Here is a 25,083-nt window from a genome sequence, read left to right as displayed (position 1 = left end):
GCCGCGCAGTCGCTCAGCCGCTCAACCGAAGTGCGCGAGGGCCCCGTGACTCACGTGCAGCGTCTGGCCGGTGATGTGGCGAGCAGCGGGCGTGGTGAGGAACAGCGCCACGCGCGCGACCTCGGCCGCCAGCGTCGGCGGCGTGCGCGACAGGCCCTCGTAGCCGGGCTGGACGCTGCGCCCGGCCGCGACAGCGTTCACCGTGATCCCGCGGGTGCCGAAGTTGGCGGCCTGGCCGGCCACCCAATTCGACAGGGCCGCCTTGATGGCGGCGTCGGCGCTGCCCGCCGGCGGGTTCTCCGTGACCACACCGATGACCGACCCGCCCGAGCGGAGGTGGTCGCCGACGGCCTGCACCGTCAGCACCGCCGACAATAGCGTCGCATCCAGCGCATGGCGCCACGCCTGGGCCGTGTCGGACATCGAATAGGCGCGCGGGTCGCCGGCATCCCAGGACGGCGCGGGCAGGTTGACAATGGTGTCGAGGTGATGGGGGAACAGCCCGCGGGCCCCGTCGAGACTGGCCGGGTCGGTCGTATCGCAGACGATCGCGTCCGCGTCGAGTTCCTTAGCTGCGATCTCCACGTCGCTGCGGCGCGCACCGACGAGGGTCACCTTGTGACCGTCGTCGCGGAAGCCCTCGGCCACCGTGCGTCCCAACTCCGTGTCTCCGCCGGTGACCAGCACTTCCACTGCCATGACCTCCTCGTGTGTGGCGAGTGAACCCGAGCCGTGGCGCTTCACCGGCGCCTAGGCCCGCAGCTCCACCAATGTTACTGGAGAGTAGCTATTCGGCGAAATTGAAAACGCGCCGATGCGCGGACGATTTGCGTAACTATTCGGCCGACATTTTCGCGTCTGCGGCTCGAAGGGCGAGGACCGCCCGCGCGCGCGGGCGACACACGCTACGGTTCACCCATGCGTCGGATCGGGGCCCTGGCCGCTCTGCTGTCCGCGGTGTGCGTGGCCGCCTGCGGCCCGAAGCCCGCGCCGGGTTCCGGATCGCTCGTCGTGTTCGCCGCCGCGTCACTCAAGGCCGCCTTCACCCAGATCGGCCAGCAGTTCAAGGCCGAAAACCCCGGCAACGGAGTCGATGTGGAGTACGCGGGCTCGTCGGAGCTGGCAACGCAACTGACGCAGGGCGCCACGGCGGACGTCTTCGCGTCGGCGGACACCGCGCGGATGGACGCGGTCGCCAAGGCCGGGCTGCTCGCCGGCGATCCGACGAACTTCGCCTCCAACACGCTGGTGATCGTGACGGCCCCGGGCAACCCGAAGGGCGTCGCGTCTTTCCGCGACCTTGCCCGACCCGGACTCAGCGTGGTGACCTGCCAGAAGCCGGTGCCGTGCGGGGCGACGACCCTGCGCGTCGAGAACAGCACGGGAGTGCGCCTCAGCCCGGTCAGCGAGGAGCCCAGCGTGACCGACGTCCTGAACAAGGTGACCAGCGGGCAGGCCGACGCCGCCCTGGTCTATGTCACCGACGCGATCAGTGCGGGCGGCAAGGTGACCACAGTGAACTTCCCCGAGGCCGCCGGCGCGGTAAACGTCTATCCCATCGCGGTGCTGAAGCGGGCCCCGCGGCCCGAGCTGGCGCAGAAATTCGTCACCCTGGTGACGTCGGACGCCGGCCGGAAAACCCTAGCCCAGTCCGGTTTCGCCAAACCCTGAGCCGCGACGTGTATCGGCCGACGGACCTGCCCCGCTGGGTGTACCTCCCGGCCGCCCTGGGCGCGGCCTTCGTGACGCTGCCCCTGCTGGCGGTGGCGGTCAAGGTCGACTGGCCGGATTTCTGGTCCCTGATCAGCAGCCCGTCGGCGCGGATCGCGCTGCTGCTGAGCCTGCGGACCGCCGCCGCCAGCACCGTCCTCTGCGTGCTGCTCGGCGTCCCGATGGCACTGGTGCTGGCGCGCGGCCGGGCCCGCCCGCTGCCCCTGTTGCGCCCGCTCATCCTGCTGCCGCTGGTCCTGCCGCCGGTGGTGGGCGGGATCGCGCTGCTCTACGCCTTCGGCAGGCTGGGATTGATCGGGCGCTACCTGGACGCCGCCGGCGTCAGCATCGCATTCACCACGACCGCGGTCGTCCTGGCGCAGACCTTCGTCTCGCTGCCGTTCCTGGTCATCTCGCTCGAGGGCGCGGCCCGCACAGCCGGAGCCGACTTCGAGGTCGTCGCGGCGACGCTGGGGGCGCGGCCCGGGCGGGTGTGGTGGCGGGTCACCTTGCCGCTGCTGCTTCCGGGCATGGCGTCGGGAGCGGTGCTCGCATTCGCCCGCTCCCTGGGGGAATTCGGGGCGACGCTGACGTTCGCGGGGTCCCGGCAGGGCGTCACGCGGACCCTGCCGCTGGAGATCTACCTGCAGCGGGTCGACGACCCGGACGCCGCGGTGGCGTTGTCACTCCTGCTGGTGGCCGTGGCGGCGCTCGTGGTGCTCGGCCTGGGCGCGCGCCGGCTCGCCGGCCCCGATTTCAGGTAGCCCGCCGTGAGCCGGTTGCAGCTTCGTGCCGTTATCGCCGAGCGGGGCCTGGACGTGGCGTTCTCGGTGTCGGCGGGGGAGGTCCTTGCGGTGCTGGGCCCCAACGGGGCCGGCAAGTCGACGGCCCTGCACGTCATCGCGGGGCTGCTCAGCCCCGACGAGGGCCTGGTGCGGCTGGGCGACCGGATCCTGACCGATACCGCGGCGGGCGTGAACGTGGCGACACATCGCCGTCGGGTGGGTCTGCTGCTGCAGGACCCGCTGCTGTTCCCGCACCTGAGCGTCGCCGCCAACGTCGCGTTCGGACCCCACAGCCGTGCGACCCGGTTCGGCGCGCGGCGCGGCGCGGCGCGGGCGGCGGCGCTGCGGTGGCTGCGCGAGGTGGACGCCGAGCGCCTCGCCGACCGCAGACCGAGGCAGCTGTCCGGCGGCCAGGCCCAGCGGGTCGCGATCGCCCGCGCGCTCGCGGCCGAACCCGAGGTGTTGCTGCTAGACGAGCCGCTCACCGGACTCGACGTCGCCGCGGCCGCGGCCCTCCGCACCGTGCTGCGCGCGACGGTCTCCCGCACCGGGTGCGCGGTCGTCATGGTGACCCACGACCTGCTCGACGTCTTCACGCTCGCCGACCGGGTGTTGGTGGTGGAGGCCGGGCGGGTCGCCGAGATCGGACCCGTGCCCGACGTGCTCACCGCGCCCCGCAGCCACTTCGGCGCCCGCATCGCCGGCATCAACCTCGTCGCCGGGAGGAGCGGTCCGGACGGTTCGCTGCGCACGGGGTCCGGTGCCCGCTGGCACGCCGCCCCGGGCGCGCACCCGGCGGCCGGGCAGCGCGCGGTCGCGGTGTTCTCGCCCGGGGCGGTGGCGGTGTATCGCGAGCGGCCGCACGGCAGCCCCCGCAACACCGTCGAGGTGACCGTCGCCGAGCTGGACGTCCGCGGGTCGGCGGTCCTGGTGCGGGGGCACGAGCAGCCCGACGGCGCGCCGGGCCTGGCCGCGGAGATCACGGTGGAGGCCGCCCGGGAGCTGCGGATAACCCCCGGCGAACGGGTCTGGTTCACCGTCAAGGCCCACGAGGTCAACCTCTACCCGGCCCCGGCGTGAGCAGCCGGGTTACACATCGGCAACATCGAAAAATCCCCGCCCCACCCTCAGCACGGCACCCTTGCGTCACAGCTTTAACGCGGTAGGTTCGTCGCCATGGATCAGCTGGACCCGAACCCAACACGTCGCAAACGGCCGTGGGCGACGCTGGCCATCGCCGCGGTGACGGGCGCCATCGCCGCCACCATCGCCCTGCCGGCGACCTCGAACGCCGACCCCGAGCCCGCGCCCCCCGCCCCGGCGACGACGACGGCGCCGCCGCCCGCGCCGGCCACCACGACGGCGCCGCCCCCGGCGCCGGGAACCACCACCGCCCCGCCGCCGGCCGCGCCTAGCCCGCAGCCGGGTGATCCCAACGCGGCCCCGCCCCCGCCGGTCGATCCGAATGCGCCGCCGCCCCCTCCCGTCGACCCCAACGCCCCGCCGCCGCCGGCGGCAGATCCGAACGCCGGCCGGATCGGCAACGCCGTCGGTGGCTTCAGCTATGTCCTGCCCGCCGGCTGGGTGCAGTCGGACGCGTCGCACCTCGATTACGGCTCGGAGTTGCTCAGCAAAACCACCGGACAGCCGCCGATGCCGGGACAGCCGCCGCCGGTCGCCAACGACACCCGGATCGTGATGGGCCGGCTGGACCAGAAGCTCTACGCCAGCGCCGAACCGGACAACGCAAAGGCCGCCCTACGGCTGGGTTCGGACATGGGCGAGTTTTTCATGCCCTATCCCGGGACCCGGATCAACCAGGAAGCCACGCCGCTCACCGGAGCCAACGGGATCACCGGCAGCGCGTCGTTCTACGAGGTGAAGTTCAGCGACGCGAGCAAGCCGAATGGCCAGATCTGGACGGGCGTCGTCGGCACCCCGGCGAACGCGGCCAACGGGACTCCTCCGCAGCGCTGGTTCGTGGTGTGGCTGGGTACCGGAAACGACCCGGTGGACAAGGTCGCCGCCAAGGCGCTGGCCGAGTCGATCCAGCCCTGGTCGGGACAACCGGCACCCGCGGTACCGCCTGCGCCGGGCGCGCCCGGCGCTCCGGCTCCGGCACCGGGCCAGGCGCCGGCCGGTGAGGTGACGCCCACGCCGTCGCCGGCGCCGCAGCGGATCGTGCCGGCCTAACGGTCGCGCAATCGTCGCCAATTCGACACGCGAATAATTAGCTAAAGCGGGTATACGGAATTCACGCCCGGCGGCCCCGCCGGGCTTTGCCAGCGATTGCAAGGAGACCCGCATGGACGTCATGGCAGCGACCGAATTCCTCGCCCGCTCATCTACGTTGACCAGTGTCGGCTGGATCGGATACATCATCATCGGCGGTTTGGCGGGTGCGCTCGCCAGCAAGATCATGAGCGGCAGCGGAGCCGGAATCCTCATGGACATCGTCATCGGCGTTGTCGGCGCCTTGATCGGCGGCTTCATCCTGAGCTTCTTCCTCAAGACCTCGAGCGGCGGTTACATATTCACGTTCTTCACGGCGCTGCTGGGCTCGCTGCTCCTGCTCTGGATCGTCGGGATGGTGCGGCGCACCTAGGCCGTCCCGAGCCGTCGCGGCCCGGTCCCGCCCGCGGCATGATGTAGTGATGGCCGCACCGGTTACCACCACGACGATGCGCGCCTGGCGCGTGCGCCGACCCGGCCCGATGGCCACCGACCCGCTCGAGCGCGTCACCGCCGAGGTCCCGCGACCAGCGCCGTCGGAACTGCTGGTGGCCGTGCGCGCCTGCGGCGTGTGCCGCACCGACCTACACGTCACCGAAGGCGACCTTCCCGTCCACCGCGACCGGGTCACGCCCGGCCACGAGGTGGTCGGGGAGGTCGTCGAGGTGGGGCCGGAAGCCGGGGACGGCTTTCGGGTCGGGGACCGGGTGGGCATCGCGTGGCTGCGGCACACCTGCGGCGTGTGCAAGTACTGCCGACGCGGCGACGAGAACCTGTGCCCGAAGTCCCGCTACACCGGCTGGGACGCCGACGGCGGGTACGCCGAGTTCGCGACGGTCCCGGCGGCCTTCGCGCACCACCTGCCCAGTGGCTACAGCGACAGCGAGCTGGCGCCGCTGCTGTGCGCCGGCATCATCGGCTACCGCTCCCTGCTGCGCGCCGACCTGCCACCCGGAGGGCGGCTGGGCCTGTACGGCTTCGGCGGCAGCGCCCACATCACCGCCCAGGTCGCGCTAGCGCAGGGCGCCGAGATCCACGTGATGACCCGCGGTGAGGACGCGCGCAAGCTGGCGATGGAGCTCGGGGCGGCGTCGGCCCAGGGGGCCGCCGACCCGCCGCCGGTACCGCTCGACGCGGCAATCCTCTTCGCGCCGGTCGGCGAACTGGTGCTGCCGGCGCTCGAGGCTCTCGACCGCGGCGGTACCCTGTCGATCGCGGGGATTCACCTTTCCGACATTCCGCCGCTGAACTACCAGCGTCACCTCTTCCAGGAACGCCAGGTGCGCTCGGTCACCTCGAACACGCGCGCCGACGCGCGGGCGTTCCTGGATTTCGCGGGGGAGCACCACATCGAGGTGACGACGCCCGAATACTCGCTCGACCAGGCAGACAAGGCCCTCGGCGACCTGAGCGCCGGGCGGATCGCCGGGGCGGCCGTGCTGCTGGTGTAGCCGGCCCTACGAAAGGTGCCAGACCAGCGCGGCGGCCAGGGCGCCGAGCCCGTTGAGGGACCAGTGCAGCGCGATCGGCGCGATCAGGCTGCCGCTGCGGCGGCGCAGCCAGCTGAACACGAATCCGGCCGCGCCGGTGGCCAGCACCGCGCCGACCACGCCGGCGAGCATCCCGGCGATCCCGCCGCCCAGTATGTGGGTGAAGCCCACGTTGCTGCTGGTCAGCCCGAGCGAGGTGGCGACGTGCCACAGCCCGAACAACAGCGAGCCGGCCAGCGCGACCCCGCGAAAGCCCCAGGCCCGGTGCAGCGCCCCGTGCAGCACGCCGCGGAACGCCAGCTCCTCCGGGATGACGGTCTGCAGCGGGATGACGACCATCGAGGCGATCAGCGCGCCCGACACGGTGGCATACCGATGGTTCAGGAACATCGGGCGGGTTACCGGCAGCAACACGCCCACCGCGATCACCGACGCGACGACCACCACGGCGGCCACCGCGTAGGCTGCGCCGGATTTCCAGTGTTCGCGCCCGAGGCCGAGGTCGACCCAGTCCAGGCCGTTGGCGCGCATCAGCACCACCAGCCCGACGGCGGCGGCCGGAACGATCGCGATGCTCGCCCACGGGGTAGTGAAGTGCGCGACCAGGTTGGTGAGCACGAGCACGACGACGACGACGGCGATGTCGAGACGGACCCGGAACCGGTGCAACGCCGAGAGCTGCGCGACCACGGGGTGGGTATCAGCGGCAGCGGGTGCGTCGGGCATTCGACCAGTTTACCCTTGGGCCGGGCCGCCGCCGGTTCGCCGAAGTAGCCGCCACGGTCGCATCCTCGCCCAAACCACAGCCGCCAGGGCGATCTCGGCGCCGAGGTCACCTCCCGGGCCAATGGGTCGCCTCGCTCGCATCACTCCCTACGCTCGTTCTGCTCCCTCACCTCCCAGGCCAATGGGTCGCCTCGCTCGCATCACTCCCTACGCTCGTTCTGCTCCCTCACCTCCCAGGTCCAGCCGGCGATCTTCGGATCGTCCTCGCCGTGCTCGCGGGTGTAGCTGCGCGCGGCCAGCCGGGCGTCGACCATGCGCTGGCGGAGCACGGCGGCGCGGCTGCCCAGCCCCTCGACCCGGTCGATCACGTCCATGACGAGGTGGAACCGGTCGAGGTCGTTCAGCATCACCATGTCGAACGGCGTGGTCGTGGTGCCGCGCTCCTTGAAGCCGCGCACATGGATGTGCCCGTGGTTGGTGCGGCGGTAGGTGAGCCGGTGGATCAACCAGGGGTAGCCGTGATAGGCAAAGATGACCGGCTTGTCGCGCGTGAACAGCGCGTCGAACTCGCGGTCCGGCAGGCCGTGCGGATGCTCCGATTCGGGCTGCAAGCGCATCAGGTCGACGACGTTGACCACCCGAACGGCGAGGCCGGGCAGTTCGCGGCGCAAGATGTCCGCGGCGGCCAGGATTTCCAGCGTCGGAATGTCGCCGGCGCAGGCCAGCACCACGTCCGGTTCGGCGGTGGCGGTGCTCGCCCACTGCCAGACGCCGACGCCGCGGGCGCAGTGCGCGATGGCCTGGTCCTTGTCGAGGTAGGCCAGCGCCGGCTGCTTGCCGGCGACGATGACGTTGATGTAGTCGCGGCTGCGCAGGCAGTGGTCGGCCACCGACAGCAGGGTGTTGCCGTCCGGCGGCAGGTACACGCGGGTGACCTCGGCCCGCTTGTTGGCGACCAGGTCGATGAAGCCCGGGTCCTGGTGCGACGCGCCGTTGTGGTCCTGGCGCCAGACGTGGGAGGTCAGCAGGTAGTTCAGCGACGCGATCGGCCGCCGCCACGGCAGCTCCCGGCTGGTGGCCAGCCACTTCGCGTGCTGGTTGAGCATCGAGTCGACGATGTGCACGAACGCCTCATAGCAGTTGAACAGGCCGTGCCGCCCGGTCAGCAGGTAGCCCTCCAGCCAGCCCTGGCACAGGTGCTCGGAGAGCACCTCCATCACGCGACCGTCGGGGGCGAGGTGCTCGTCGTCGGGACCGAGCGCGGACAGCCACACCTTGTCGGTCGCGCCATACACGGCGTCGAGCCGGTTGGAGGCGGTCTCGTCGGGTCCCATGAGGCGGAAGCGGTCGGCGTTGCGGGCGATCACGTCACGCAGGAACGTGCCCAGCAGCCGGGTGGCCTCGTGCGTCTCGGCGGCCGGCCGCGTCACCGGCACCGCGTAGTCGCGGAAGTCCGGCAGTTCCAGGTCGTGCAGCAGCAACCCGCCGTTGGCGTGCGGGTTGGCACTCATCCGCCGTTCGCCGCGGGGCGCCAGCGCCCGCAGCTCGGGCCGCAGCGCGCCGGTGTCGTCGAACAGCTCCGCGGGACGGTAGCTGCGCAGCCATTCCTCGAGCTGCGCGCGGTGCTCGGGGTTGTCGTGGGTCTCGGCCAGCGGCACCTGGTGGGCCCGCCAGGTGCCCTCCACCTTCTTCCCGTCGACGACCTTCGGGCCCGTCCAGCCCTTGGGGGTGCGCAGCACGATCATCGGCCAGACGGGCCGCTGCGTCGCCTCGCCGCGGCGGGCGTCACCCTGGATGGCCGCGATGTCGTCGAACGCGTCGTCGAGCGCCGCGGCGAGCTGCCGGTGCACGTCGGCCGGGTCGTCCCCGGCGACCGTGATGGGCCGGTAGCCGTAGCCGCGTAGCAGCGCCTCGAGCTCCGCGTCGGGGATGCGGGCCAGCACCGTCGGATTGGCGATCTTGTAGCCGTTGAGCTGCAGGATCGGCAGCACGGCGCCGTCGGTGACGGGGTTGAGGAACTTGTTGGAGTGCCAGCTGGCCGCCAGTGGGCCGGTCTCGGCCTCGCCGTCGCCGACCGCGCAGGCCACCACCAGGTCCGGGTTGTCGAAGGCCGCGCCGTAGGCGTGCACCAGCGCGTAGCCCAGCTCGCCGCCCTCATGGATCGAACCGGGCGTCTGGGCGGCGACATGGCTGGGGATGCCGCCGGGAAACGAGAACTGCCGGAACAGCTTTCGCAGTCCCTCGGCGTCCTCCTCGATGCCCGTGTAGACCTCGCTGTAGGTGCCCTCGAGGTAGGCGTTGGCGACCAGGGCGGGGCCGCCGTGGCCGGGCCCGGTGACGTAGATGACGTTGGCGTCGCGGCGGCGGATGATCCGGTTGAGGTGCGCGTAGATCAGGTTGAGCGCGGGCGTGGTGCCCCAGTGGCCCAACAGCCGGGGTTTGACGTGGTCGGCGGACAGCGGTTGGCGCAGCAGCGGGTTGTCCAGCAGGTAGATCTGGCCGACGGACAGGTAGTTGGCGGCGCGCCAGTAGGCGTTGATGAGGTCGAGTTCGTCGTCGTGGAGGGTCGCGGTTGTCGGGCTTGCTGCGGTTTCTGCGGTCACCCCGCCGATTCTCCGGTGCCCGGATGAACGTCGCCAGAAATGAAGGTCACTCTTCGCCGCGGGCGCGGGATTCGTAGGCCCGGCGTCGGGCGGGGTCGACATCGTCGGTGAAGACGTGTTCGCCGCCGAGCAGGCGATTTACCCCCTCGGACAGGGCGCGCGGCAGGAACTTCTGTGACGCGATGATGGCGCCGGCCGTCTTCGTCACGCGGACCCGCGGCCGCGGATGCGCCACCAGTCCCACGATGGCGTCGGCGATGTCGGTCGGTTCGGCGTTCTTGACGCCCTTGACCCCGGCGGTGCCGGCGATCAGCTCGGTGTTCACGAACGTCGGCATGACGACCGAGAACTTCACGCCGCTCGTGCGGTATTCGATCCTGGCGGCATCGGTGAAGCCGATCACCGCGTGCTTGCTGGCGCAGTAGGTGGCCGCCCCGGCGATGTAGGTTTCCCCGGCGAGCGAGGCGATGTTGATGACGTGCCCGGATCCGCGCGGCACCATGCGCTGCGCCGCCAGCTTGCTGCCCAGGATGACGCCGTAGACGTTGATGTCGAGGATGCGCCGGGTGACGGCGTCGGGTTCGTCGACGACCCGCCCGAGCGGCATGATGCCGGCGTTGTTGACGAGCACGTCGACCGGGCCGAGTTGGCGTTCGACCTCGTCGAGGAAGTCCGCGAACGAGTGCGGATCGGTGACGTCGAGCTTGCCGTACACGTCCAGGCCCAGGGCGGCGCCCGACTCCTTGACCTTCACCTCGTCGATGTCGCCGATCGCCACCTTCGCGCCCAGGTTGTGCAGCGCGGTCGCGGTCGCCTGGCCGATTCCGCGCGCGCCGCCGGTGATCACGATGACCTTGCCGCGGACCTTCAGCCCGATCGATGCCGTGTCTGCCATGGCCGCCCTTCCGCTTTCTTGACGGGTGTCAACTCGGTAAGCACAGCACTCCGGGCCGGGCAGCGCAACAACCGGGTGGCCGGCGCGGGCCCAATCCGCCGATACTGCAGCGATGACACAGGTGCGGCCGGCCGTCGCGGCCGACGCCCCCGACGTGGCCCGGGTCCACGTCCGGGCGTGGCAATCGGCCTACCGCGGGCTCCTCGCGCCGGACTACCTCGATGGCCTGAGGCCCGAAGCGTGGACGGCGCGGTACGCCTTCGGGCGGGTGGGGCTGGGGCTGCCGTCGACGCTGGTGGCGGTTGACGGCGCCGTGATCCGCGGGCTGGCCACGACCGGGTTGAGCCGCGAGCGGCCGAACGCGGGGGAGCTCATGGCGCTCTACGTCGACCCGGGCTGCATCGGGACGGGCGTCGGGCGGCTCCTGATGGCCGCGGCGCGGGAGCGACTGCGTGGCCTCGGCGTGGCGGAGGCCCTGCTGTGGGTGCTCGCCGGCAACGCCCGGGCGAGGCGGTTCTACGAGCGCGACGGATGGCGGTTCGACGGGGCGCGCCGCACCGAGAGCTACGGCGACACCCGGGCGCCGCTGGTGCGCTACCGGTGCGCGCCGATCTAACCGGGGCGGCGGTCGGTCACCACCCGACCGATCCCGGGACGCCCTTGAACGGGCCGGTGACCCAACTGGTGATCCAGCCGCCGTAGAAACCGCCGGGCTGCGGCTCGACGACCTCCCCGTCGACCGTGCAGCGGTCCGCCTTCGCGGCCATCACGGCGACCGCCCCGGCGATGGCGGCGAACCCGGGCGTCGGATGGGGGTAACTCCACGCGGCCTTCGGCGCGACGGCGCCGCCGCCAAGCAGGTCGTAATAGGCCGCCTGCCCCTTCCACTCGCACCACGAACTTCCGGCCGCCTTCCGCAACGCCCCGTCCTTGAAGGCGTCGCACGGAAGGTAGTAGGTCGGCGGGTGGCTGGTCTCGAGCACCCGCCATGCCCGCCGGGACGATGCGACGACCTCGCCGCCCAATTCGACGGTGATGCGGCCCGTGAACGGCTCTACCCGCGGGGGCCGCGGGTAGTCCCACACCGATTCGCGCCGGTGCGCTGCCGTCGAATCGCCTGTCGCGTCGGCCATTTCGGCGTCCCGGGGTCGTTGCGCGGCCATTCGGCGATAGTAGCGTCCCGACGCCTCAGGCGCGCCGGCCTCAAGCCCTAACGCAGGGTCAGCCACAGCAGGCTGCCCGCGCCGACCAGCGCGCAGTAGGCGGCGAACGGCGTCAGCGTGCGGGTCTGGAAGTACCGGGTGAGGTACCGGACGGCGAGGTAGGCGCTGACGAACGAGGCGACGCTGCCGGCCAGCACCTGGCCGCCGATCCCGGCGCCGAGGGGGCCGAACAGTTCCGGAATCTTGTAGAGCCCGGCGGCCAGGATGATCGGCGTCGCCAGCAGGAAGGAGAAGCGGGCGGCGTCCTCGTGGGACAGGCCGCGCCACACGCCGGCGACGATCGCGATGCCCGAGCGGCTGATGCCCGGGAGCAGGGCGAGGATCTGCGCGGCGCCGATCAGCACCCCGCGGCCCACGGGCAGCTGGGCGAGCCGGTGGTCGATGGCCTCGTCCGAGTGATCGAGGTGCCCGTCGGGGTCGGCGGTGGCGCCGACGACGGCGTCCGCCGGGGCGACGCGCCGGCGCAGCACCTCCCCGGCGTAGAGCACGACGCCGTTGAGCAGCAGGAAGGCCGCGGCCGGCACGGGCTTGCCGAGCGTGGTGCGGAACAGCTGTTCGAGCGCCAGCCCCGCAAGCCCGACCGGGATGGTGGCCGCCACCAGCAGCCACGCCAGCCGCTCGTCCGGCGTCTGGATGCGCCGGCACCGGGCCGACGAGGCGAAGCCGGCCAGGACCCGCAGCCAGTCGCGCCAGAAGAACAGCAGCAGGGCGGCGGCGGTGGCGACGTGCAGCCCGACGATGAACGCCAGGTAGGGCGACTTGGGCGCCGACACGTCGAGGTCTCGGGCCCACTGCCCCCCGATCAGCGCGGGCACGAGCACCGAGTGGCCCAGGCTGGATACCGGGAACAGCTCGGTGACGCCCTGGAACGCGCCGACGACCAGGGCTTCCACGTAGCTCAAGTGCGCGCTCACGGGTGTTGAGTTCCTCTCCATCGCCAACAAACCGACACGAAGTACCGAGCGTAGCGGGGGCGCAATTCGGCCCCGAACCGGCTTGCGGGCGTGCGCATTTGGCCGGTGGCTCGCCGTACCGTCTTTGCCGCCGGCCCGCCGGGTACGGTGTGCAGATGCCCGACCGGTTGCTCGACGCCGTTCGCGTCCTCGACCTGTCGACGGGCGATGCCGATGCCGTGACCCGCCTGTTCGCCGACCTGGGCGCCGACGTGCTCAAGGTCGAGTTTCCGGGCGGCAGCCCGGCGCGGGAGGCGCTCCCCGCGCTGGCCGGTGCGTCCCTCCCCTTCGCCGTCCACAACGCCAACAAGCGCGCGACGGTGCTGGACCCGTTCGACGAGGACGACTGCGTCCGCTTCTTCGACCTCGCCGCGGAGGCCGACATCGTGGTCGACAGCGGCGCCGACGGCGTCATCGCCTTCGGCACCTCCGGCGAGGAGTTGGCCGCCCGCTACCCGCATCTGGTGGTGTTGTCGGCCACCGACTTCGGCGCGACGGGCCCGCGGGCCGCCTGGTGCGCCACCGATCCCGTGCTGTACGCGATGTGCGGGGCCCTGTCGCGGTCGGGCCCGCCCACGGGCACGCCGGTGTTGCCGCCCGACGGCATCGCGTCGGCGACCGCCGCGGTGCAGGCGGCGTGGGCCGCGCTGGTCGCCTACTACAACCGGCTGCGCTGCGGCGCAGGCGATTTCATCGATTTTTCGCGTTACGACGCCGTCGTGATGGCGCTCGACCCGGCCTTCGGGTCGCACGGGCAGGCCGCGGCCGGCGCCCGCAGCGCCGCGCACTGGCGGGGGCGGCCCAGAAACCAGGACGCCTACCCAATCCTGCCGTGCCGGGATGGCTTCGTCCGGTTGTGCGTCATGGCGCCGCGGCAGTGGCGCGGGCTGCGGCGCTGGCTGGGGGAGCCGGAGGATTTCCAGGATCCGAAGTACGACGTGATCGGCGCGCGCATGGCGGCGTGGCCCGAAATCGGCGCGCTGGTCCGGAAACTGTTCGCCGGCCAGACCATGAGGGACCTGGTGACCGCCGGCCAGGCGCACGGGGTGCCGATCGCCGCCGTGCTCCCGCCGTCCTGGGTGCTGGACTCCGAACACTTCCGGGCCGTGGACGCGATCACCGAGGCCGAGCTGGTCCCCGGCGTGCGCACGCGAGTCCCCACCGGCTATTTCGTCGTCAACGGACAACGCTCGGGCTTTCGCACCCCGGCACCCGCTGTCGGAGACGACCAGCCGTACTGGCTCGGCGGCCCCCCGGTCGCGCCCGCCGCACCGGGCAAGGTCGGCGACTACCCCTTCCGCGGGCTGCGCATTCTCGACCTGGGCATCATCGTGGCCGGCGGCGAGCTCGGCCGGCTGTTCGGCGATCTGGGCGCCGAGGTCATCAAGGTCGAGAGCCCGGACTATCCGGACGGCCTGAGGCAGGCCCGCGCCGGCGACGCGATGAGCGAGTCGTTCGCGTGGACGCACCGCAACCAGCTCGGGTTCGGGCTGGACCTGCGCGGCGCCGAGGGCAAGCGGGTCTTCAACCGGCTGGCCGCCGAGGCCGACGCCGTATTCGCCAACTTCAAGCCCGGAACCCTTGCCTCGCTTGGGTTTTCCTATGATGCCCTGCGGGCCGCGAACCCACGCATCGTGCTGGCCGAGAGCAGCGCCTACGGCGACCGGGGGCCGTGGAGCACCCGGATGGGTTATGGCCCGCTGGTCCGCGCCGCCACCGGCGTCACCCGGCTATGGACGCCAGCAGGGACGCCGGTTGACCCGGACGACGGGAGCGATCGGGCCGACGATGGGCGGCACGCCTACTACGACGCGACGACGATCTTTCCCGACCACGTGGTGGGGCGGATCACCGCGATCGCCGCGCTGGCCGCGCTGATTCACCGCGACCACACCGGCAGGGGAGCCCACGTCCACGTCTCCCAAGCCGAAGCCGTGGTGAACCAGCTCGACACCCTGTACGTCACCCAGGCCGCGGTGGCCGCCGGCCTGAGCCGAATCCGCGATAACACCACCCTGCACGCCGTCTACCCGTGCGCCGGCGACGACGAGTGGTGCGTCATCTCGATCCCGTCCGACGACGACTGGCAGCGCGTCGCCGAGCTCCTCGATCACCCGCAGTGGGCCGACGACCCTCGCTTCGCCACCGGGGAGGCCCGGCTGGCCCACCGGCGCGAGCTGGTCGAAGTGGTGTCCGCATGGACCCGCACCCGCACACCGGTGCGGGTGGCCGAGCTGCTGCAGGCGGTCGGCGTCCCGGCCGGGCCGATGAACCGGCCGCCGGACATCCTCGAGGACCCGCAGCTGCGGGCGCGAAAGCTGTTCAGCGACATGGCGCATCCGTTGATCGCGCGCGCATTGCCCGCCGAGACCGGCCCTGCGCCTTTCCGGCACATCCCGCCGGCCCCGCATCGCCCGGCGCCGCTGCCGGGCCAGGACACCCGCGAGATCTGCCGGGACGTGCTGGGCATGAACGCCGCGGAAACCGAGCGGCTCCTCGCCGAACGCGTGCTGTTCGGTCCCCCGCGGGCCGGTTCGGATCGATAGCCACGCTAAATTCGTCCCATGACCGTCGACCCAAGGACACCGGTGCTGATCGGCTGCGGCCAGGTCAACTACCGCGACGAGATCGACCCGACGGTGCGGTCGGTGGAACCGGTCGACCTGATGGTCGCCGCGGCGCGGGAGGCCGCGGACGCCCGGGTCATCGAGGCCGTGGATTCGATCCGCGTCGTCAACATCCTGTCCGCCCAGTACCGCGACCCCGGGCTGCTGCTCGGCCAGCGCCTCGGCGCCGACGGCTTCAGCACGCTGTACAGCCCGGTCGGCGGCAACGTCCCGCAGTCCCTGGTCAACCAGGCCTGCCTCGACATTCAGGGCGGACGGGCGGGCGTGGTGCTGCTGGCCGGCGCCGAGACGTGGCGCACGAGGCGGGGCCTGCGGGCGCACGGCGCGAAGCTGGAGTGGACGGCCCAGGACCAGTCGGTGCCGGTGGCGCAGGTCAGCGGCGATGACGTCCCGATGGCGGGTGACGCCGAGATCCGGATCGGGCTGGACCGCCCGGCCTACGTGTATCCGCTGTTCGAAGAGGCGCTTCGCATTGCCCGCGGCGAGTCGATCGCAGATCACCTCGACCGGATCGCCACGCTGTGGGCGCGCTTCAACGCCGTCGCCGTCGACAACCCGCACGCCTGGATCCGCACGCCCGTCACGGCCGCCGAGATCCGGCAACCCGGCTCGCGGAACCGGATGATCAGCTGGCCATACACCAAGCTGATGAACTCGAACAACATGGTGGACCAGGGCGCGGCGCTGGTGCTGACGTCGGTCGAACAGGCCACGCGGTTACGGGTGCCGCCGGAGCGCTGGGTCTTCCCGCACGCCGGCACCGACGCCCACGACACCCCGTCGGTCGCCGAGCGCGACGAGCTGCACCGGTCGACCGCCATCCGGATCGCGGGCGCCCGCGCGCTCGAGCTGGCCGGCGTGGGGGTCGACGACGTCGACTACGTCGACCTGTACTCGTGCTTCCCGTCGGCGGTGCAGGTGGCGGCCGCCGAACTGGGACTGTCCGCCGACGACCCCGCCCGCCCCCTGACCGTCACCGGCGGTCTCACGTTCGCCGGCGGGCCGTGGAACAACTACGTCATGCACTCCATCGCCACCATGGCCGGGCTGCTGGCGGCCAACCCCGGCCGGCGCGGGTTGATCACCGCCAACGGGGGCTACCTGACCAAGCACAGCTTCGGTGTGTACGCGACCGAGCCGCCCGCCGAGTTCCGCTGGGAGGACATGCAGCCGGCGGTGGACCGTGAGCCCACGCGGAAGGCAGTGGTCGAGTGGGCGGGAGTCGGGACGGTCGAGTCATGGACGACGCCGTTCGACCGCGCGGGCGAGCCGGAGAAGGCCTTCCTGGCGGTCCGCACTCCCGACGGGGCCCGCGCCCTGGCCGTGATCGCCGATCCGGGGGCGGCGCGCGCGACGGTGAGCGAAGATATCGGTGGCGCCAGCGTTGCCGTCGCCGCTGACGGCAGCGCCACGTTGCAGTAACGGTTTGGCGTCGTTGCGCCAGCTCAAGGAGCCTTTTTCGGATCAGCGGTCGCTAAGGCCATGCCAACTTGCCTATTGTCGACGGGGACGCTGAGCAAGTGAGCGGAGGTCAGTGGAGGTGAGACCGGGTGCGGATCCTGGTTACCGACGCCACCGGCGCGACCGGGCGGCTGGTCGCACGGCAGCTGATCGCCGCCGGCCACACGGTCACCGGCATCGCGCGGCGGCCCCATCCCGGCCTTGACCCGTCCGTCGAACTCGTCTGCGCGCCGCTGGGCGACCCCGTCCTGCAGGCTCTGACAGACGGGGCCGACGCCGTCATCCACCTGGCACCGGTCGACGGCAGCGCACCGGGCAGCGCCGACCTCGACGGTGTCGCGCACGTGACGGACGCCGCCGCGCGCGCGGGAGCCCGGTTGTTGTTCCTCTCCCATGCGGCGGGACCACAAGACCTGTATCAACCCGCCGAGGCGCTGGTCTCCGGCAGCTGGGGCCCCACGCTGGTCGTCCGCATCGCGCCTCCCGTGGGCCGCCAGCTCGACTGGATGGTGTGCCGCACGGTGGCCACCCTGCTGCGCGCGAAGCTGTCGAAGGCCTCCGCGCAGCCGATGCGGGTGTTGCACCTCGACGACCTGGTCCGCTTCCTGGTGTCGGCGGTGGCCACGGAAAGCACCGGTGTCGTGGACCTGGCCACCCCGGACACCGTGAACGTGATCACGGCCTGGCGGTTGCTGCGTTCCGTCGACCCGCGGTCCCGGGCGCCGCATCAGGTGCTCAGCTGGCCGCAGCTGGCCCCGGAGATGGACCTCACCGCCCTGCACGAGGACTGGACGTTCGAGTTCGGCTGGCACGCCGCGGAGGCCGTCGCCGACACCACGCGCGGGCTCGTCGGCCGCCGCATCGCCGCCGCGGGCGCGACCGGTCACGGCGGCCAGGCGCCACTGCCCGTGGAGGTGCTTCCCCGGCCCCGTGCGTCGGAGGGGCTGCGCAGCGCGGCCCCCGAGGGGCTCGAGGGCGAGTTCGACGACCGGATCGACCCGCGGTTCCCCGTCTTCAGCGCGGCCGGCCTCGCGGAGTCCCTGCCGGGGCCGCTGACACCGTTGACGCTCGACGTGCAGCTGAGCGGGCTCCGCACGGCCGGCCGAGTGATGGGGCGCGTGCTCGCCCTGGGCGGCGCGGTGGACGACGAGTGGGGGAGCCGGGCCGTCGCGGTGTTCGGTCACCGCGCCTACGTGGGCGTGTCGGCCGGCATCGTCGCCGCGGCCCAGCTGCCCGGCTGGGACCCGGACGCCATCGCCCGCGACGCCCTCGTGGGGCAGCCGCACGTCGGCGACCCGCTCCCGTTCGGCGAGCCGCAACTGGCCGGCGGGGCGCTGGGATCGATCGCCAAGGCGGTGGTCGCGGTGCGTTCGCTGGCGCTGCTGCGCCATCTGAAGACCGATACCGAGGCGTTCAGCGCCGCCGCCGAGGCCGAACACCTCGACGCGACCCAACTCGCGTCGCTGCCCGACGCGGCGCTGGAGGTGCGGCTGCGGCTGCTGCGGGACCGCATGCACCAGGGCTGGATCCTCACCGCGCTGGGCCTGATCGACGCCGGGGTGACGTCCGGGTTGAGCATGATCATGGAAACTCACCGGATCGCCGCGGAGACCGCGGAGCTGGCCGGGGTGCTGCGCGCCGACCCGCCGCTGTGCGCGCTGGCCCGCGAGGGGAACCTGGCCAGCATCCGGGCGTTGTCCCCGAAGACCGCCGCGGCCGTCGACGCCGCGATCGCGCGGGTCGGTCACCGCGGGCCCGGTGAGGCGGAGCTGGCCAGCACCATGTTCGCCGACGACCCGGTCATGCTCCTGACGGCCGCCGCGGACTTCGCGGCGGCCCCGGCCGACGCCACCGAGGCGCCGCCGGCGCCCCGGCCCCGGCGGCTGTCGGCCGGCCCCCGCGGTGTGCGGGAGCCGGCCCTCGACACCACCCTCCGGTTCACCCACGAGATGCGAATGACCCTGCGCGAGTTGGGTTCTCGGCGCGTCTCGACGGACGTGTTCGACGTCGTCGACGACGTGTACTACCTGACCTGCGACGAACTGCTGACCATGCCCGTCGACGCCCGGCTGCGGATCAAGCGGCGGCGGACCGAGCGGGAACGGCTGCAGGCGCAGCGCCCACCCGAGGTGATCGACGGAACCTGGGCCCCCGCCGACCCCGGCGACTGACGGGTTCAGCCCAGCAGCTCCCGCAGCCGCAGCGCGTTACGCACGGCGTGGCCGCCGAGATCGTTGTTGAAGTACATCCACACGTCCCGGCCGTCGCCGTCCCACTCGGCGATCAGGCCGGCCCACCGGCGCAGGTCCTCGTCCAGGTAGGAACCCTCGTACATCGCGTTCGGGTCGGGGCCGTGCATCCGCACGTACACCAGGTCGGTGGTGGTCCGCGGGATGCACGGCAGGCCCGCGCCGCTCATTACGACGTAGGCTGCGCGCCGGCGCTCGAGCAGCTCGTACACCTCGGGGACGTTCCACGACGGGTGCCGCAGTTCCATGGCGACCCGGATGGACGCGGGCATGGAGCGGAGGAACGCGTCCAGGCGGCCGTCATCGCGCTGCTGCTCGGGATGCAGCTGCACCAGCAGGATCCCGTGCCGGTCTCCCAGCAGCTGCCAGCAGCGTTCGAACCGCTCGATCCACGGCTCCGGCGAGGCGAGGCGCCGATAGTGGGTGAGCCCGCGATGCGCCTTGACCGACATCGTGAATCCGGCCGGCAGCTGATCGCGCCACCCGGCGAACGTCGAATCCTTCGGCCAGCGATAGAAACTGGCGTTCAGCTCGACGGTGTCGAACACTTCGACGTAGCGGGCCAGGCGCCGCGCGGACGGCAGCCCCTTCGGGTAGAGCACGTCGACCCAGTGGTTGTAGGACCACCCGGACGTGCCGATCCGCACCGTCAACCGGTCACCCGCCGACGCAGCTCGTCGTCCAGCGACACCCGCACGAGCGCAACTGCGCCGGCCCGAAGGGCAGGCCCAGCTGCCGCGCCGCCTCGGTGGCGCGGTCGTCGAAGTAGGGCCGCACCCAGGTCCACACGTCCTGCACCTCGCGCAGGAAGATGCCGGCGCCGGTGTCGCCGATGCCTTTGAACTGCTTGAGCATGCGTTTCGCCGCCGCGACGTCGTGCCCGCTGCGCTCGGCGAGGCCGCGCAGGTCGCCGGAGTAGTCGTCGCGGACCAGCGTGACCATGTCGGTGAGGCGGGTGGCCGAGCTCTCGTCGTAGCGCACGTAGTGGGCGCGCCCGAACGCGTCGATCAGGGTCGGGCGGGCGGCGCCCAGCAGCCGTTTCACCGTCTCGTCGCGCTTGCCCACACCGCACCGCTTACCCGGGCTCAGCCCGTGTGAACCCGCCCCACCCTCTTTCCGCGAGCTCTCTCCGCGAGCGTGCGTGTTTGCACGGCGACACGCCGCCGAACGTGTACATCTCCGCACGCTCGCGCCAACGGGCATCGCTTATTTCGGCGGCAGGCTGCGCGCATAGCCCACGCCGCGCGTCACCCAGCCCTGCAGCTGGCGCCGGGTCCGCAGCCCGCCGACCGAGACGCGTATCCACCCGCGGGTCTCCCGCCCGGCCATCACCATGGGGGCGACGTGGTCGCGCCGCAGCAGCGCCTCGGTATCCTCGGGCGGCACCCGCACCAGCAGGCCGCCCTGACCACTCACGGCGACGGACATGTGGCCGTCGATCAGGAAGGCCAAGCCGCCGAACATGCGCTTCTCCTCGACGCCGCGCTCGGCGCCGAGGAGTTCGCGGATCCCGTTGGCCAGGTCTTCGTCGTACGCCATGCCGAGTCAGCTCGACCGCGACAGGCAGGCCGGCACCATCGGGCGAATCGGATGCACCGCCCCATTCAACGCCAAGCCGGAAGCGCAGGACACCCGGCTGCCAGGCCCAACAGACGAAGACAGCCGCCCTCTGAGGGCGGCTGCTTCGTTGTGCCTGGTTAGGGGGTGTACACCACGAACTGACCATTGATGGTGGCGCCCCACTGGCCCACATCCGGGTTAAAGAAGATCGGGTATTCGCCGACGGGGTAGTTCGGCGGATTGACCCAGGTCGCCGGCAACCCGTAACCCTGCGGGTCGTTGTACTGTCCCGGCGGCGGGGTACCGTGCTGTCCGGGCGGCAGGGGCGTACCCGGTCGGGTGCAGTTGACCCCCGGCGCGCCAGGGTTACAAATCGGAACGTAACCCGGACCCGGCTGCTGCCCCGGCCCATTCGGTCCAGGCACGTTGGGTCCCGGCACGTTAGGGCCACCCGGGCCGGGGCCGTTCGGGTCGGCTTGTGCGATACCGGCACCGATGCCGAGTGCCGCGGACCCGAGGGCACCCGCCATCGCAGCGGTTGCCGCCATCTTGTTCAGCTTCATGCGAACTCCTTGTCGAGCGGTTTTGACTGCCACGCAGGCAGCGCAACAGCGTTGACGTCGTTGTTCAGTTGTCCTCAGCACCTTGGTTGGGCTGAGGGGATCGGCCCCCGACTCCTCGGCTACCCCGGCACCGAGAGCCGAAAACGCGATCGCACCGATCAATTGGCAGCGACGTCCCAGCCATTCGACAAGCTATTGCCAGCGAGCGTCAGGCGGCTACCGACGCAGCTTCGGTCACCGGTTGCAGCGCCTGCGCGACGATCTCGGCGACGTCGGTCATCGGCCGCACGTCCAGCGCCTGGAGCACCTCCGCGGGCACGTCGTCGAGGTCGGGCTCGTTGCGTGCCGGGATGAACACCGTCGACAATCCCGCACGCTGGGCGGCCAGCAGCTTCTGCTTGACGCCGCCGATCGGCAGCACCCGGCCGTTCAGCGTGACCTCGCCGGTCATGCCGACGTCCGAGCGGACCTGACGTCCGGTGGCCATCGACACCAGCGCGGTGACCATCGTGACGCCGGCCGACGGGCCGTCCTTGGGCACCGCGCCCGCCGGCACGTGCACGTGGATCCGCCGGTCCAGCGCCTTCGGGTCGACACCGAGCTCCGCGGCGTGCGAGCGCACGTACGACAGCGCGATCTGCGCCGACTCCTTCATGACGTCGCCCAGCTGACCGGTGAGCTGCAAGCCCGCCTCGCCGTCCGTCGCACCGGCCTCGATGTAGAGGACGTCGCCGCCCAGGCCGGTCACGGCCAGGCCGGTGGCCACGCCCGGCACCGCCGTGCGTTCGGCCGATTCGGGAGTGAACCGCGGCCGACCAAGGTATTCGACGAGGTCGGGCTCGTCGACCGTCATCGGTCCGGCATCGTCCGCCAGCTTGGTCGTCACCTTGCGCAGCGCCTTGGCCAGCAGCCGCTCGAACTGCCGTACCCCAGGCTCGCGGGTGTAGTCGGCGGCGATCTTGCGCAACGCGGCGTCGGTGACGACCACCTCGTTGTCGGTCAGCGCCGCCCGCTCCCGCTGCCGCGGCAGCAGGTAGTCACGGGCGATGGCGACCTTGTCGTCCTCGGTGTAGCCGTCGATCTGCACCAGCTCCATGCGGTCCAGCAGTGCCGACGGGATGTTCTCGATGACGTTCGCCGTCGCCAGGAACACGACGTCGGATAGGTCGAGGTCCAGATCCAGGTAGTGGTCGCGGAACGTGTGGTTCTGCGCCGGGTCCAGGACCTCGAGCAGGGCGGCCGACGGGTCGCCGCGGTAGTCCGAACCGACCTTGTCGATCTCGTCGAGCAGCACGACGGGGTTCATCGTCCCCGCCTCGCCGATCGCGCGCACGATCCGGCCCGGCAGCGCCCCCACATAGGTGCGCCGGTGGCCGCGGATCTCGGCCTCGTCGCGCACGCCGCCCAGGGCGACGCGGACGAACTTGCGGCCCAACGCCCGGGCCACGCTCTCACCCAGCGACGTTTTGCCGACCCCGGGGGGACCGGCCAGCACCATCACCGCGCCGGAGCCGCGGCCGCCCACGACCTGCAGCCCGCGCTGCGCGCGGCGGGTGCGCACGGCCAGGTATTCGACGATTCGCTCCTTGACGTCGTCCAGCCCGTGGTGGTCTGCGTCCAGGACCTCGCGCGCGGCCTTCAGGTCGGTCGAGTCCTCGGTCCGCACGTTCCACGGCAGGTCGAGCACGGTGTCCAGCCAGGTGCGGATCCAGCCGCTCTCGGGGCTCTGGTCGCTGGAGCGTTCCAACTTCCCGACCTCGCGCAGCGCGGCCTCGCGCACCTTCTCGGGCAGGTCGGCCGCCTCGACGCGCGCCCGGTAGTCCTCGGAACCGTCCGGTTCGCCCTCACCGAGCTCCTTGCGGATCGCGGCCAGCTGCTGGCGTAGCAGGAACTCCTTCTGCGTCTTCTCCATGCCCTCGCGGACGTCCTCGGCGATCTTGTCGTTGACCTCGACCTCGGCCAGGTGCGAGCTGGTCCAGTCGATCAACACCCGCAGCCGCTCGGCGACGTCGGTGGTTTCCAGCAGCTGCCGCTTCTGCGTGCTGCTCAGATAGGACGCGTAGCCGGAGGTGTCCGCCAGCGCCGACGGGTCGGTCAGGCCGTTGACATAGTCGACGATCTCCCACGCCTCGCGCCGCTGCAGCATGGCCAGCAGCAGCTTGCGGTACTCCGCCGCGAGGGCCTTCACCTCGTCGGTCGGCACGGAGTCGGCGACCTCGGTCACCTCGACCCACAGCGCCGCGCCGGGGCCGGACGCCCCGGCACCGATCTGCGCCCGCCGCTCGCCGCGCACGACGGCAGCGGTCCCGCCGCCGGCGATGCGCCCGACCTGCAAGATCTTGGCAATCACGCCGTGCGTGGGGTAGCGGTCGTCCAGTCGGGGCGCGATCAGCAGCTGCCCCGATTCGCTGGCCTTCGCGGCGTCGATCGCCGCCCGCGCGGCCTCAGAGCTCGAGTCGAGCGCGATCGGCACAACCATCCCGGGCAGCACGATGGTGTCGGTCACGAATAGCACCGGCACCGATTTGGCTTCAGCCATCAGTCCTCCAAAAGTTGAGTCTGATGCGCTTAACCCCTCGGTGCGCCGGTTTGTTCCCGGCCCGAGGACGGTCACCGCGGCTCGCCGAGATTGCCGCCATGGCCGTGCGAGCGGCCCTCACCGCAGCCCCGGCGGCAATCTCGGCGCCGCCGGGCCGAGGACGGCCCGTTAACCCGCCGGCGAAATGGGCCCCCATCGCCGCAGCTGCGTCACGTGCTTGGGCGTGAGCTCCTCGAGGCAGGTGACCCCGAGCAGCCGCATGGTCCGGATCACACCCTCCTCGAGGATCTGGATCGCGCGGGTCACCCCGGCTTCGCCGCCGGCCATCAACCCGTAGAGGTAGGCCCGCCCGACGAGCGTGAACCGCGCGCCCAGCGCGATCGCGGCCACGATGTCGGCGCCGGCCATGATGCCGGTGTCCAGCAGGATCTCGGTGTCCTTGCCGAGTTCACGAGCCACCGCCGGCAACAGGTGGAACGGCACTGGTGCCCGATCCAGCTGGCGACCGCCGTGGTTCGACAGCACGATGCCGTCGACGCCGCGCTCGACGACGGCGCGGGCATCCTCGAGCGTCTGAATTCCCTTGACGACAAGCTTGCCGGGCCAGTGCGACTTGATCCACTCGAGGTCGTCGAAGGTGACGCTCGGGTCGAACATCGTGCTCAGGTATTCGGCGACGGTGCCCGGCCAGCGATCCAGCGACGCGAACGACAGCGGTTCGGTGGTCAGCAGATCGAACCACCACTTGGGGTGCGGCACCGCGTCGAGCACGGTGCGCAGCGTCAGCGCGGGCGGGATCGTCATGCCGTTGCGGTTGTCGCGCAGCCGCGCGCCGCCGGACGGGACGTCGACCGTGACGAGCAGGGTGTCGAAGCCGGCGGCCGCCGCGCGCCGCACGAGCGCGATCGACCGGTCGCGGTCGCGCCACATGTACATCTGGAACCACTTCCTGCCCTGCGGTACAGCGCTCACCAGGTCTTCGATCGCGGTGGTGCCGAGGGTGGACAGCGAGAACGGGATCCCGGCCCGGGCCGCCGCGGCGGCGCCGGCGATCTCGCCCTCGGTCTGCATCAGCCGGGTGAATCCCGTGGGTGCGATGCCGAACGGCAGGACGACCGGTTGGCCCAGGACGTTGCGGCCGGCGGTCACGTTGGTGACGTCACGCAGGATCGTCGGGTGAAACTCGATGTCCAGGAACGCCTGTCGAGCGCGCGCGATGGACAGCTCCTCTTCGGCGGCACCGTCGGTGTAGTCGAAGGCCGCCCTGGGGGTGCGGCGCTTGGCGATGCGACGCAGGTCGTCGATCGTGTACGCGGCGTCGAGGCGGCGCTTGGTCGCGTCGAACTCCGGTCGCTTGAAGTGGATCAACGGCGCGAAGTCCCGCACCTTGGGCACTCTTCGGGTAACGGCCGTTCGTTGGGTAAAAGCCATATGAGATTTAGAAGTCATGTGTGCCACCGTAGTCAC

General features: G+C 71.6%; 21 protein-coding genes and 1 pseudogene. 10 read left to right on the top strand and 12 right to left on the bottom strand.

The window, feature by feature from the left end:
* Positions 1–21 precede the first annotated feature (21 nt).
* Positions 22–699 carry an SDR family oxidoreductase gene (locus tag SKC42_RS13260; protein ID WP_330964753.1) on the bottom strand — a complete coding sequence of 226 codons (678 nt, stop codon included), beginning with the start codon at positions 697–699 and terminating at the stop codon, positions 22–24.
* A 219-nt stretch (positions 700–918) separates the two neighbouring features.
* On the opposite strand from SKC42_RS13260, the gene modA reads away from it, so the two are divergent.
* From modA to SKC42_RS13230, 6 genes are all read left to right on the top strand, one after another.
* A complete protein-coding gene (gene modA, locus SKC42_RS13255; protein ID WP_330964752.1) occupies positions 919–1,671 on the top strand; it encodes a molybdate ABC transporter substrate-binding protein in 753 nt (250 codons plus the stop codon).
* Positions 1,672–1,679: 8 nt separating this feature from the next.
* Positions 1,680–2,474, top strand: coding sequence for an ABC transporter permease (locus SKC42_RS13250; RefSeq protein ID WP_330964751.1), 795 nt, complete (start codon positions 1,680–1,682; stop codon positions 2,472–2,474).
* Between the two features lie 6 nt (positions 2,475–2,480).
* Positions 2,481–3,575, top strand: a complete 1,095-nt coding sequence (locus SKC42_RS13245; RefSeq protein ID WP_330964750.1) for a sulfate/molybdate ABC transporter ATP-binding protein — start codon at positions 2,481–2,483, stop codon at positions 3,573–3,575.
* Positions 3,576–3,671: 96 nt separating this feature from the next.
* The gene (locus SKC42_RS13240; RefSeq protein WP_330964749.1) at positions 3,672–4,688 is read left to right on the top strand and encodes an alanine and proline-rich secreted protein Apa; all 1,017 of its coding nucleotides are present in this window, start codon (positions 3,672–3,674) and stop codon (positions 4,686–4,688) included.
* Positions 4,689–4,800: 112 nt separating this feature from the next.
* Positions 4,801–5,100 (top strand): GlsB/YeaQ/YmgE family stress response membrane protein, encoded by a 300-nt coding sequence (locus SKC42_RS13235; RefSeq protein WP_330964748.1) that lies wholly within the window; start codon positions 4,801–4,803, stop codon positions 5,098–5,100.
* A gap of 49 nt (positions 5,101–5,149) precedes the next feature.
* A complete protein-coding gene (locus SKC42_RS13230; protein WP_330964747.1) occupies positions 5,150–6,178 on the top strand; it encodes a zinc-binding alcohol dehydrogenase family protein in 1,029 nt (342 codons plus the stop codon).
* 6 nt (positions 6,179–6,184) lie between these two features.
* Here SKC42_RS13230 and SKC42_RS13225 read toward each other — a convergent pair whose 3' ends face one another.
* The 3 genes from SKC42_RS13225 to SKC42_RS13215 all read right to left on the bottom strand — a co-directional run bounded on the left by SKC42_RS13225 (position 6,185) and on the right by SKC42_RS13215 (position 10,441).
* Positions 6,185–6,943 (bottom strand): CPBP family intramembrane glutamic endopeptidase, encoded by a 759-nt coding sequence (locus tag SKC42_RS13225; protein ID WP_330964746.1) that lies wholly within the window; start codon positions 6,941–6,943, stop codon positions 6,185–6,187.
* 200 nt (positions 6,944–7,143) lie between these two features.
* Positions 7,144–9,546, bottom strand: coding sequence for a phosphoketolase family protein (locus SKC42_RS13220; RefSeq protein ID WP_330964745.1), 2,403 nt, complete (start codon positions 9,544–9,546; stop codon positions 7,144–7,146).
* A gap of 46 nt (positions 9,547–9,592) precedes the next feature.
* Positions 9,593–10,441, bottom strand: a complete 849-nt coding sequence (locus SKC42_RS13215) for an SDR family oxidoreductase (RefSeq protein ID WP_330964744.1) — start codon at positions 10,439–10,441, stop codon at positions 9,593–9,595.
* A gap of 112 nt (positions 10,442–10,553) precedes the next feature.
* Here SKC42_RS13215 and SKC42_RS13210 point away from each other — a divergent pair, with 112 nt between their 5' ends.
* Positions 10,554–11,057 carry a GNAT family N-acetyltransferase gene (locus SKC42_RS13210; protein ID WP_330964743.1) on the top strand — a complete coding sequence of 168 codons (504 nt, stop codon included), beginning with the start codon at positions 10,554–10,556 and terminating at the stop codon, positions 11,055–11,057.
* Between the two features lie 16 nt (positions 11,058–11,073).
* Here the strand turns inward: SKC42_RS13210 and SKC42_RS13205 are convergent, their stop codons facing one another.
* Positions 11,074–11,574 carry a DUF427 domain-containing protein gene (locus SKC42_RS13205; protein ID WP_330964796.1) on the bottom strand — a complete coding sequence of 167 codons (501 nt, stop codon included), beginning with the start codon at positions 11,572–11,574 and terminating at the stop codon, positions 11,074–11,076.
* Positions 11,575–11,651: 77 nt separating this feature from the next.
* Complete coding sequence (locus SKC42_RS13200) at positions 11,652–12,578, bottom strand: undecaprenyl-diphosphate phosphatase (protein WP_330964742.1); 927 nt, start codon at positions 12,576–12,578, stop codon at positions 11,652–11,654.
* A gap of 149 nt (positions 12,579–12,727) precedes the next feature.
* Here SKC42_RS13200 and SKC42_RS13195 point away from each other — a divergent pair, with 149 nt between their 5' ends.
* The 3 genes from SKC42_RS13195 to SKC42_RS13185 all read left to right on the top strand — a co-directional run bounded on the left by SKC42_RS13195 (position 12,728) and on the right by SKC42_RS13185 (position 18,876).
* Positions 12,728–15,163 carry a CoA transferase gene (locus SKC42_RS13195; protein ID WP_330964741.1) on the top strand — a complete coding sequence of 812 codons (2,436 nt, stop codon included), beginning with the start codon at positions 12,728–12,730 and terminating at the stop codon, positions 15,161–15,163.
* A gap of 18 nt (positions 15,164–15,181) precedes the next feature.
* Complete coding sequence (locus tag SKC42_RS13190) at positions 15,182–16,666, top strand: acetyl-CoA acetyltransferase (RefSeq protein WP_330964740.1); 1,485 nt, start codon at positions 15,182–15,184, stop codon at positions 16,664–16,666.
* 128 nt (positions 16,667–16,794) lie between these two features.
* On the top strand, positions 16,795–18,876 hold the full coding sequence (locus SKC42_RS13185; RefSeq protein WP_330964739.1) for an NAD(P)H-binding protein: 2,082 nt from the start codon (positions 16,795–16,797) through the stop codon (positions 18,874–18,876).
* Positions 18,877–18,881: 5 nt separating this feature from the next.
* Here the strand turns inward: SKC42_RS13185 and SKC42_RS13180 are convergent, their stop codons facing one another.
* From SKC42_RS13180 to SKC42_RS13155, 6 genes and pseudogenes are all read right to left on the bottom strand, one after another.
* The gene (locus SKC42_RS13180) at positions 18,882–19,607 is read right to left on the bottom strand and encodes a DUF72 domain-containing protein (RefSeq protein ID WP_330964738.1); all 726 of its coding nucleotides are present in this window, start codon (positions 19,605–19,607) and stop codon (positions 18,882–18,884) included.
* A pseudogene (locus SKC42_RS13175) lies at positions 19,604–20,001 on the bottom strand (endonuclease); the annotation flags it as partial. The pseudogene SKC42_RS13175 and the gene SKC42_RS13180, both read right to left, overlap by 4 nt.
* 159 nt (positions 20,002–20,160) lie before the next feature.
* On the bottom strand, positions 20,161–20,493 hold the full coding sequence (locus SKC42_RS13170) for a TfoX/Sxy family protein (RefSeq protein WP_330964737.1): 333 nt from the start codon (positions 20,491–20,493) through the stop codon (positions 20,161–20,163).
* A 158-nt stretch (positions 20,494–20,651) separates the two neighbouring features.
* Positions 20,652–21,077: a hypothetical protein gene (locus tag SKC42_RS13165; RefSeq protein ID WP_330964736.1), complete on the bottom strand. Its 426-nt coding sequence runs from the start codon at positions 21,075–21,077 to the stop codon at positions 20,652–20,654.
* 208 nt (positions 21,078–21,285) lie between these two features.
* The gene (lon, locus tag SKC42_RS13160) at positions 21,286–23,616 is read right to left on the bottom strand and encodes an endopeptidase La (RefSeq protein WP_330964735.1); all 2,331 of its coding nucleotides are present in this window, start codon (positions 23,614–23,616) and stop codon (positions 21,286–21,288) included.
* 168 nt (positions 23,617–23,784) lie between these two features.
* Positions 23,785–25,047 carry an alpha-hydroxy acid oxidase gene (locus SKC42_RS13155; protein WP_330964795.1) on the bottom strand — a complete coding sequence of 421 codons (1,263 nt, stop codon included), beginning with the start codon at positions 25,045–25,047 and terminating at the stop codon, positions 23,785–23,787.
* Positions 25,048–25,083: the final 36 nt, after the last annotated feature.

The sequence above is a fragment of the Mycobacterium sp. 050134 genome (assembly GCF_036409085.1).
Lineage (GTDB): Bacteria > Actinomycetota > Actinomycetes > Mycobacteriales > Mycobacteriaceae > Mycobacterium.
Note: the sequence above shows the minus strand (reverse complement) of the source record. Positions and strands in the feature narration are given on the sequence as shown.

Coding starts and splice junctions, on each gene's coding strand:
- SKC42_RS13260 (WP_330964753.1), bottom strand. CDS start 699: ATGGCAGTGGAAGTGCTGGTCACCGGCGGAGACACGGAGTTGGGACGC.
- modA (WP_330964752.1), top strand. CDS start 919: ATGCGTCGGATCGGGGCCCTGGCCGCTCTGCTGTCCGCGGTGTGCGTG.
- SKC42_RS13240 (WP_330964749.1), top strand. CDS start 3,672: ATGGATCAGCTGGACCCGAACCCAACACGTCGCAAACGGCCGTGGGCG.
- SKC42_RS13235 (WP_330964748.1), top strand. CDS start 4,801: ATGGACGTCATGGCAGCGACCGAATTCCTCGCCCGCTCATCTACGTTG.
- SKC42_RS13230 (WP_330964747.1), top strand. CDS start 5,150: ATGGCCGCACCGGTTACCACCACGACGATGCGCGCCTGGCGCGTGCGC.
- SKC42_RS13225 (WP_330964746.1), bottom strand. CDS start 6,943: ATGCCCGACGCACCCGCTGCCGCTGATACCCACCCCGTGGTCGCGCAG.
- SKC42_RS13215 (WP_330964744.1), bottom strand. CDS start 10,441: ATGGCAGACACGGCATCGATCGGGCTGAAGGTCCGCGGCAAGGTCATC.
- SKC42_RS13210 (WP_330964743.1), top strand. CDS start 10,554: ATGACACAGGTGCGGCCGGCCGTCGCGGCCGACGCCCCCGACGTGGCC.
- SKC42_RS13205 (WP_330964796.1), bottom strand. CDS start 11,574: ATGGCCGACGCGACAGGCGATTCGACGGCAGCGCACCGGCGCGAATCG.
- SKC42_RS13190 (WP_330964740.1), top strand. CDS start 15,182: ATGACCGTCGACCCAAGGACACCGGTGCTGATCGGCTGCGGCCAGGTC.
- SKC42_RS13170 (WP_330964737.1), bottom strand. CDS start 20,493: ATGGCGTACGACGAAGACCTGGCCAACGGGATCCGCGAACTCCTCGGC.
- SKC42_RS13165 (WP_330964736.1), bottom strand. CDS start 21,077: ATGAAGCTGAACAAGATGGCGGCAACCGCTGCGATGGCGGGTGCCCTC.
- lon (WP_330964735.1), bottom strand. CDS start 23,616: ATGGCTGAAGCCAAATCGGTGCCGGTGCTATTCGTGACCGACACCATC.
- SKC42_RS13155 (WP_330964795.1), bottom strand. CDS start 25,047: ATGGCTTTTACCCAACGAACGGCCGTTACCCGAAGAGTGCCCAAGGTG.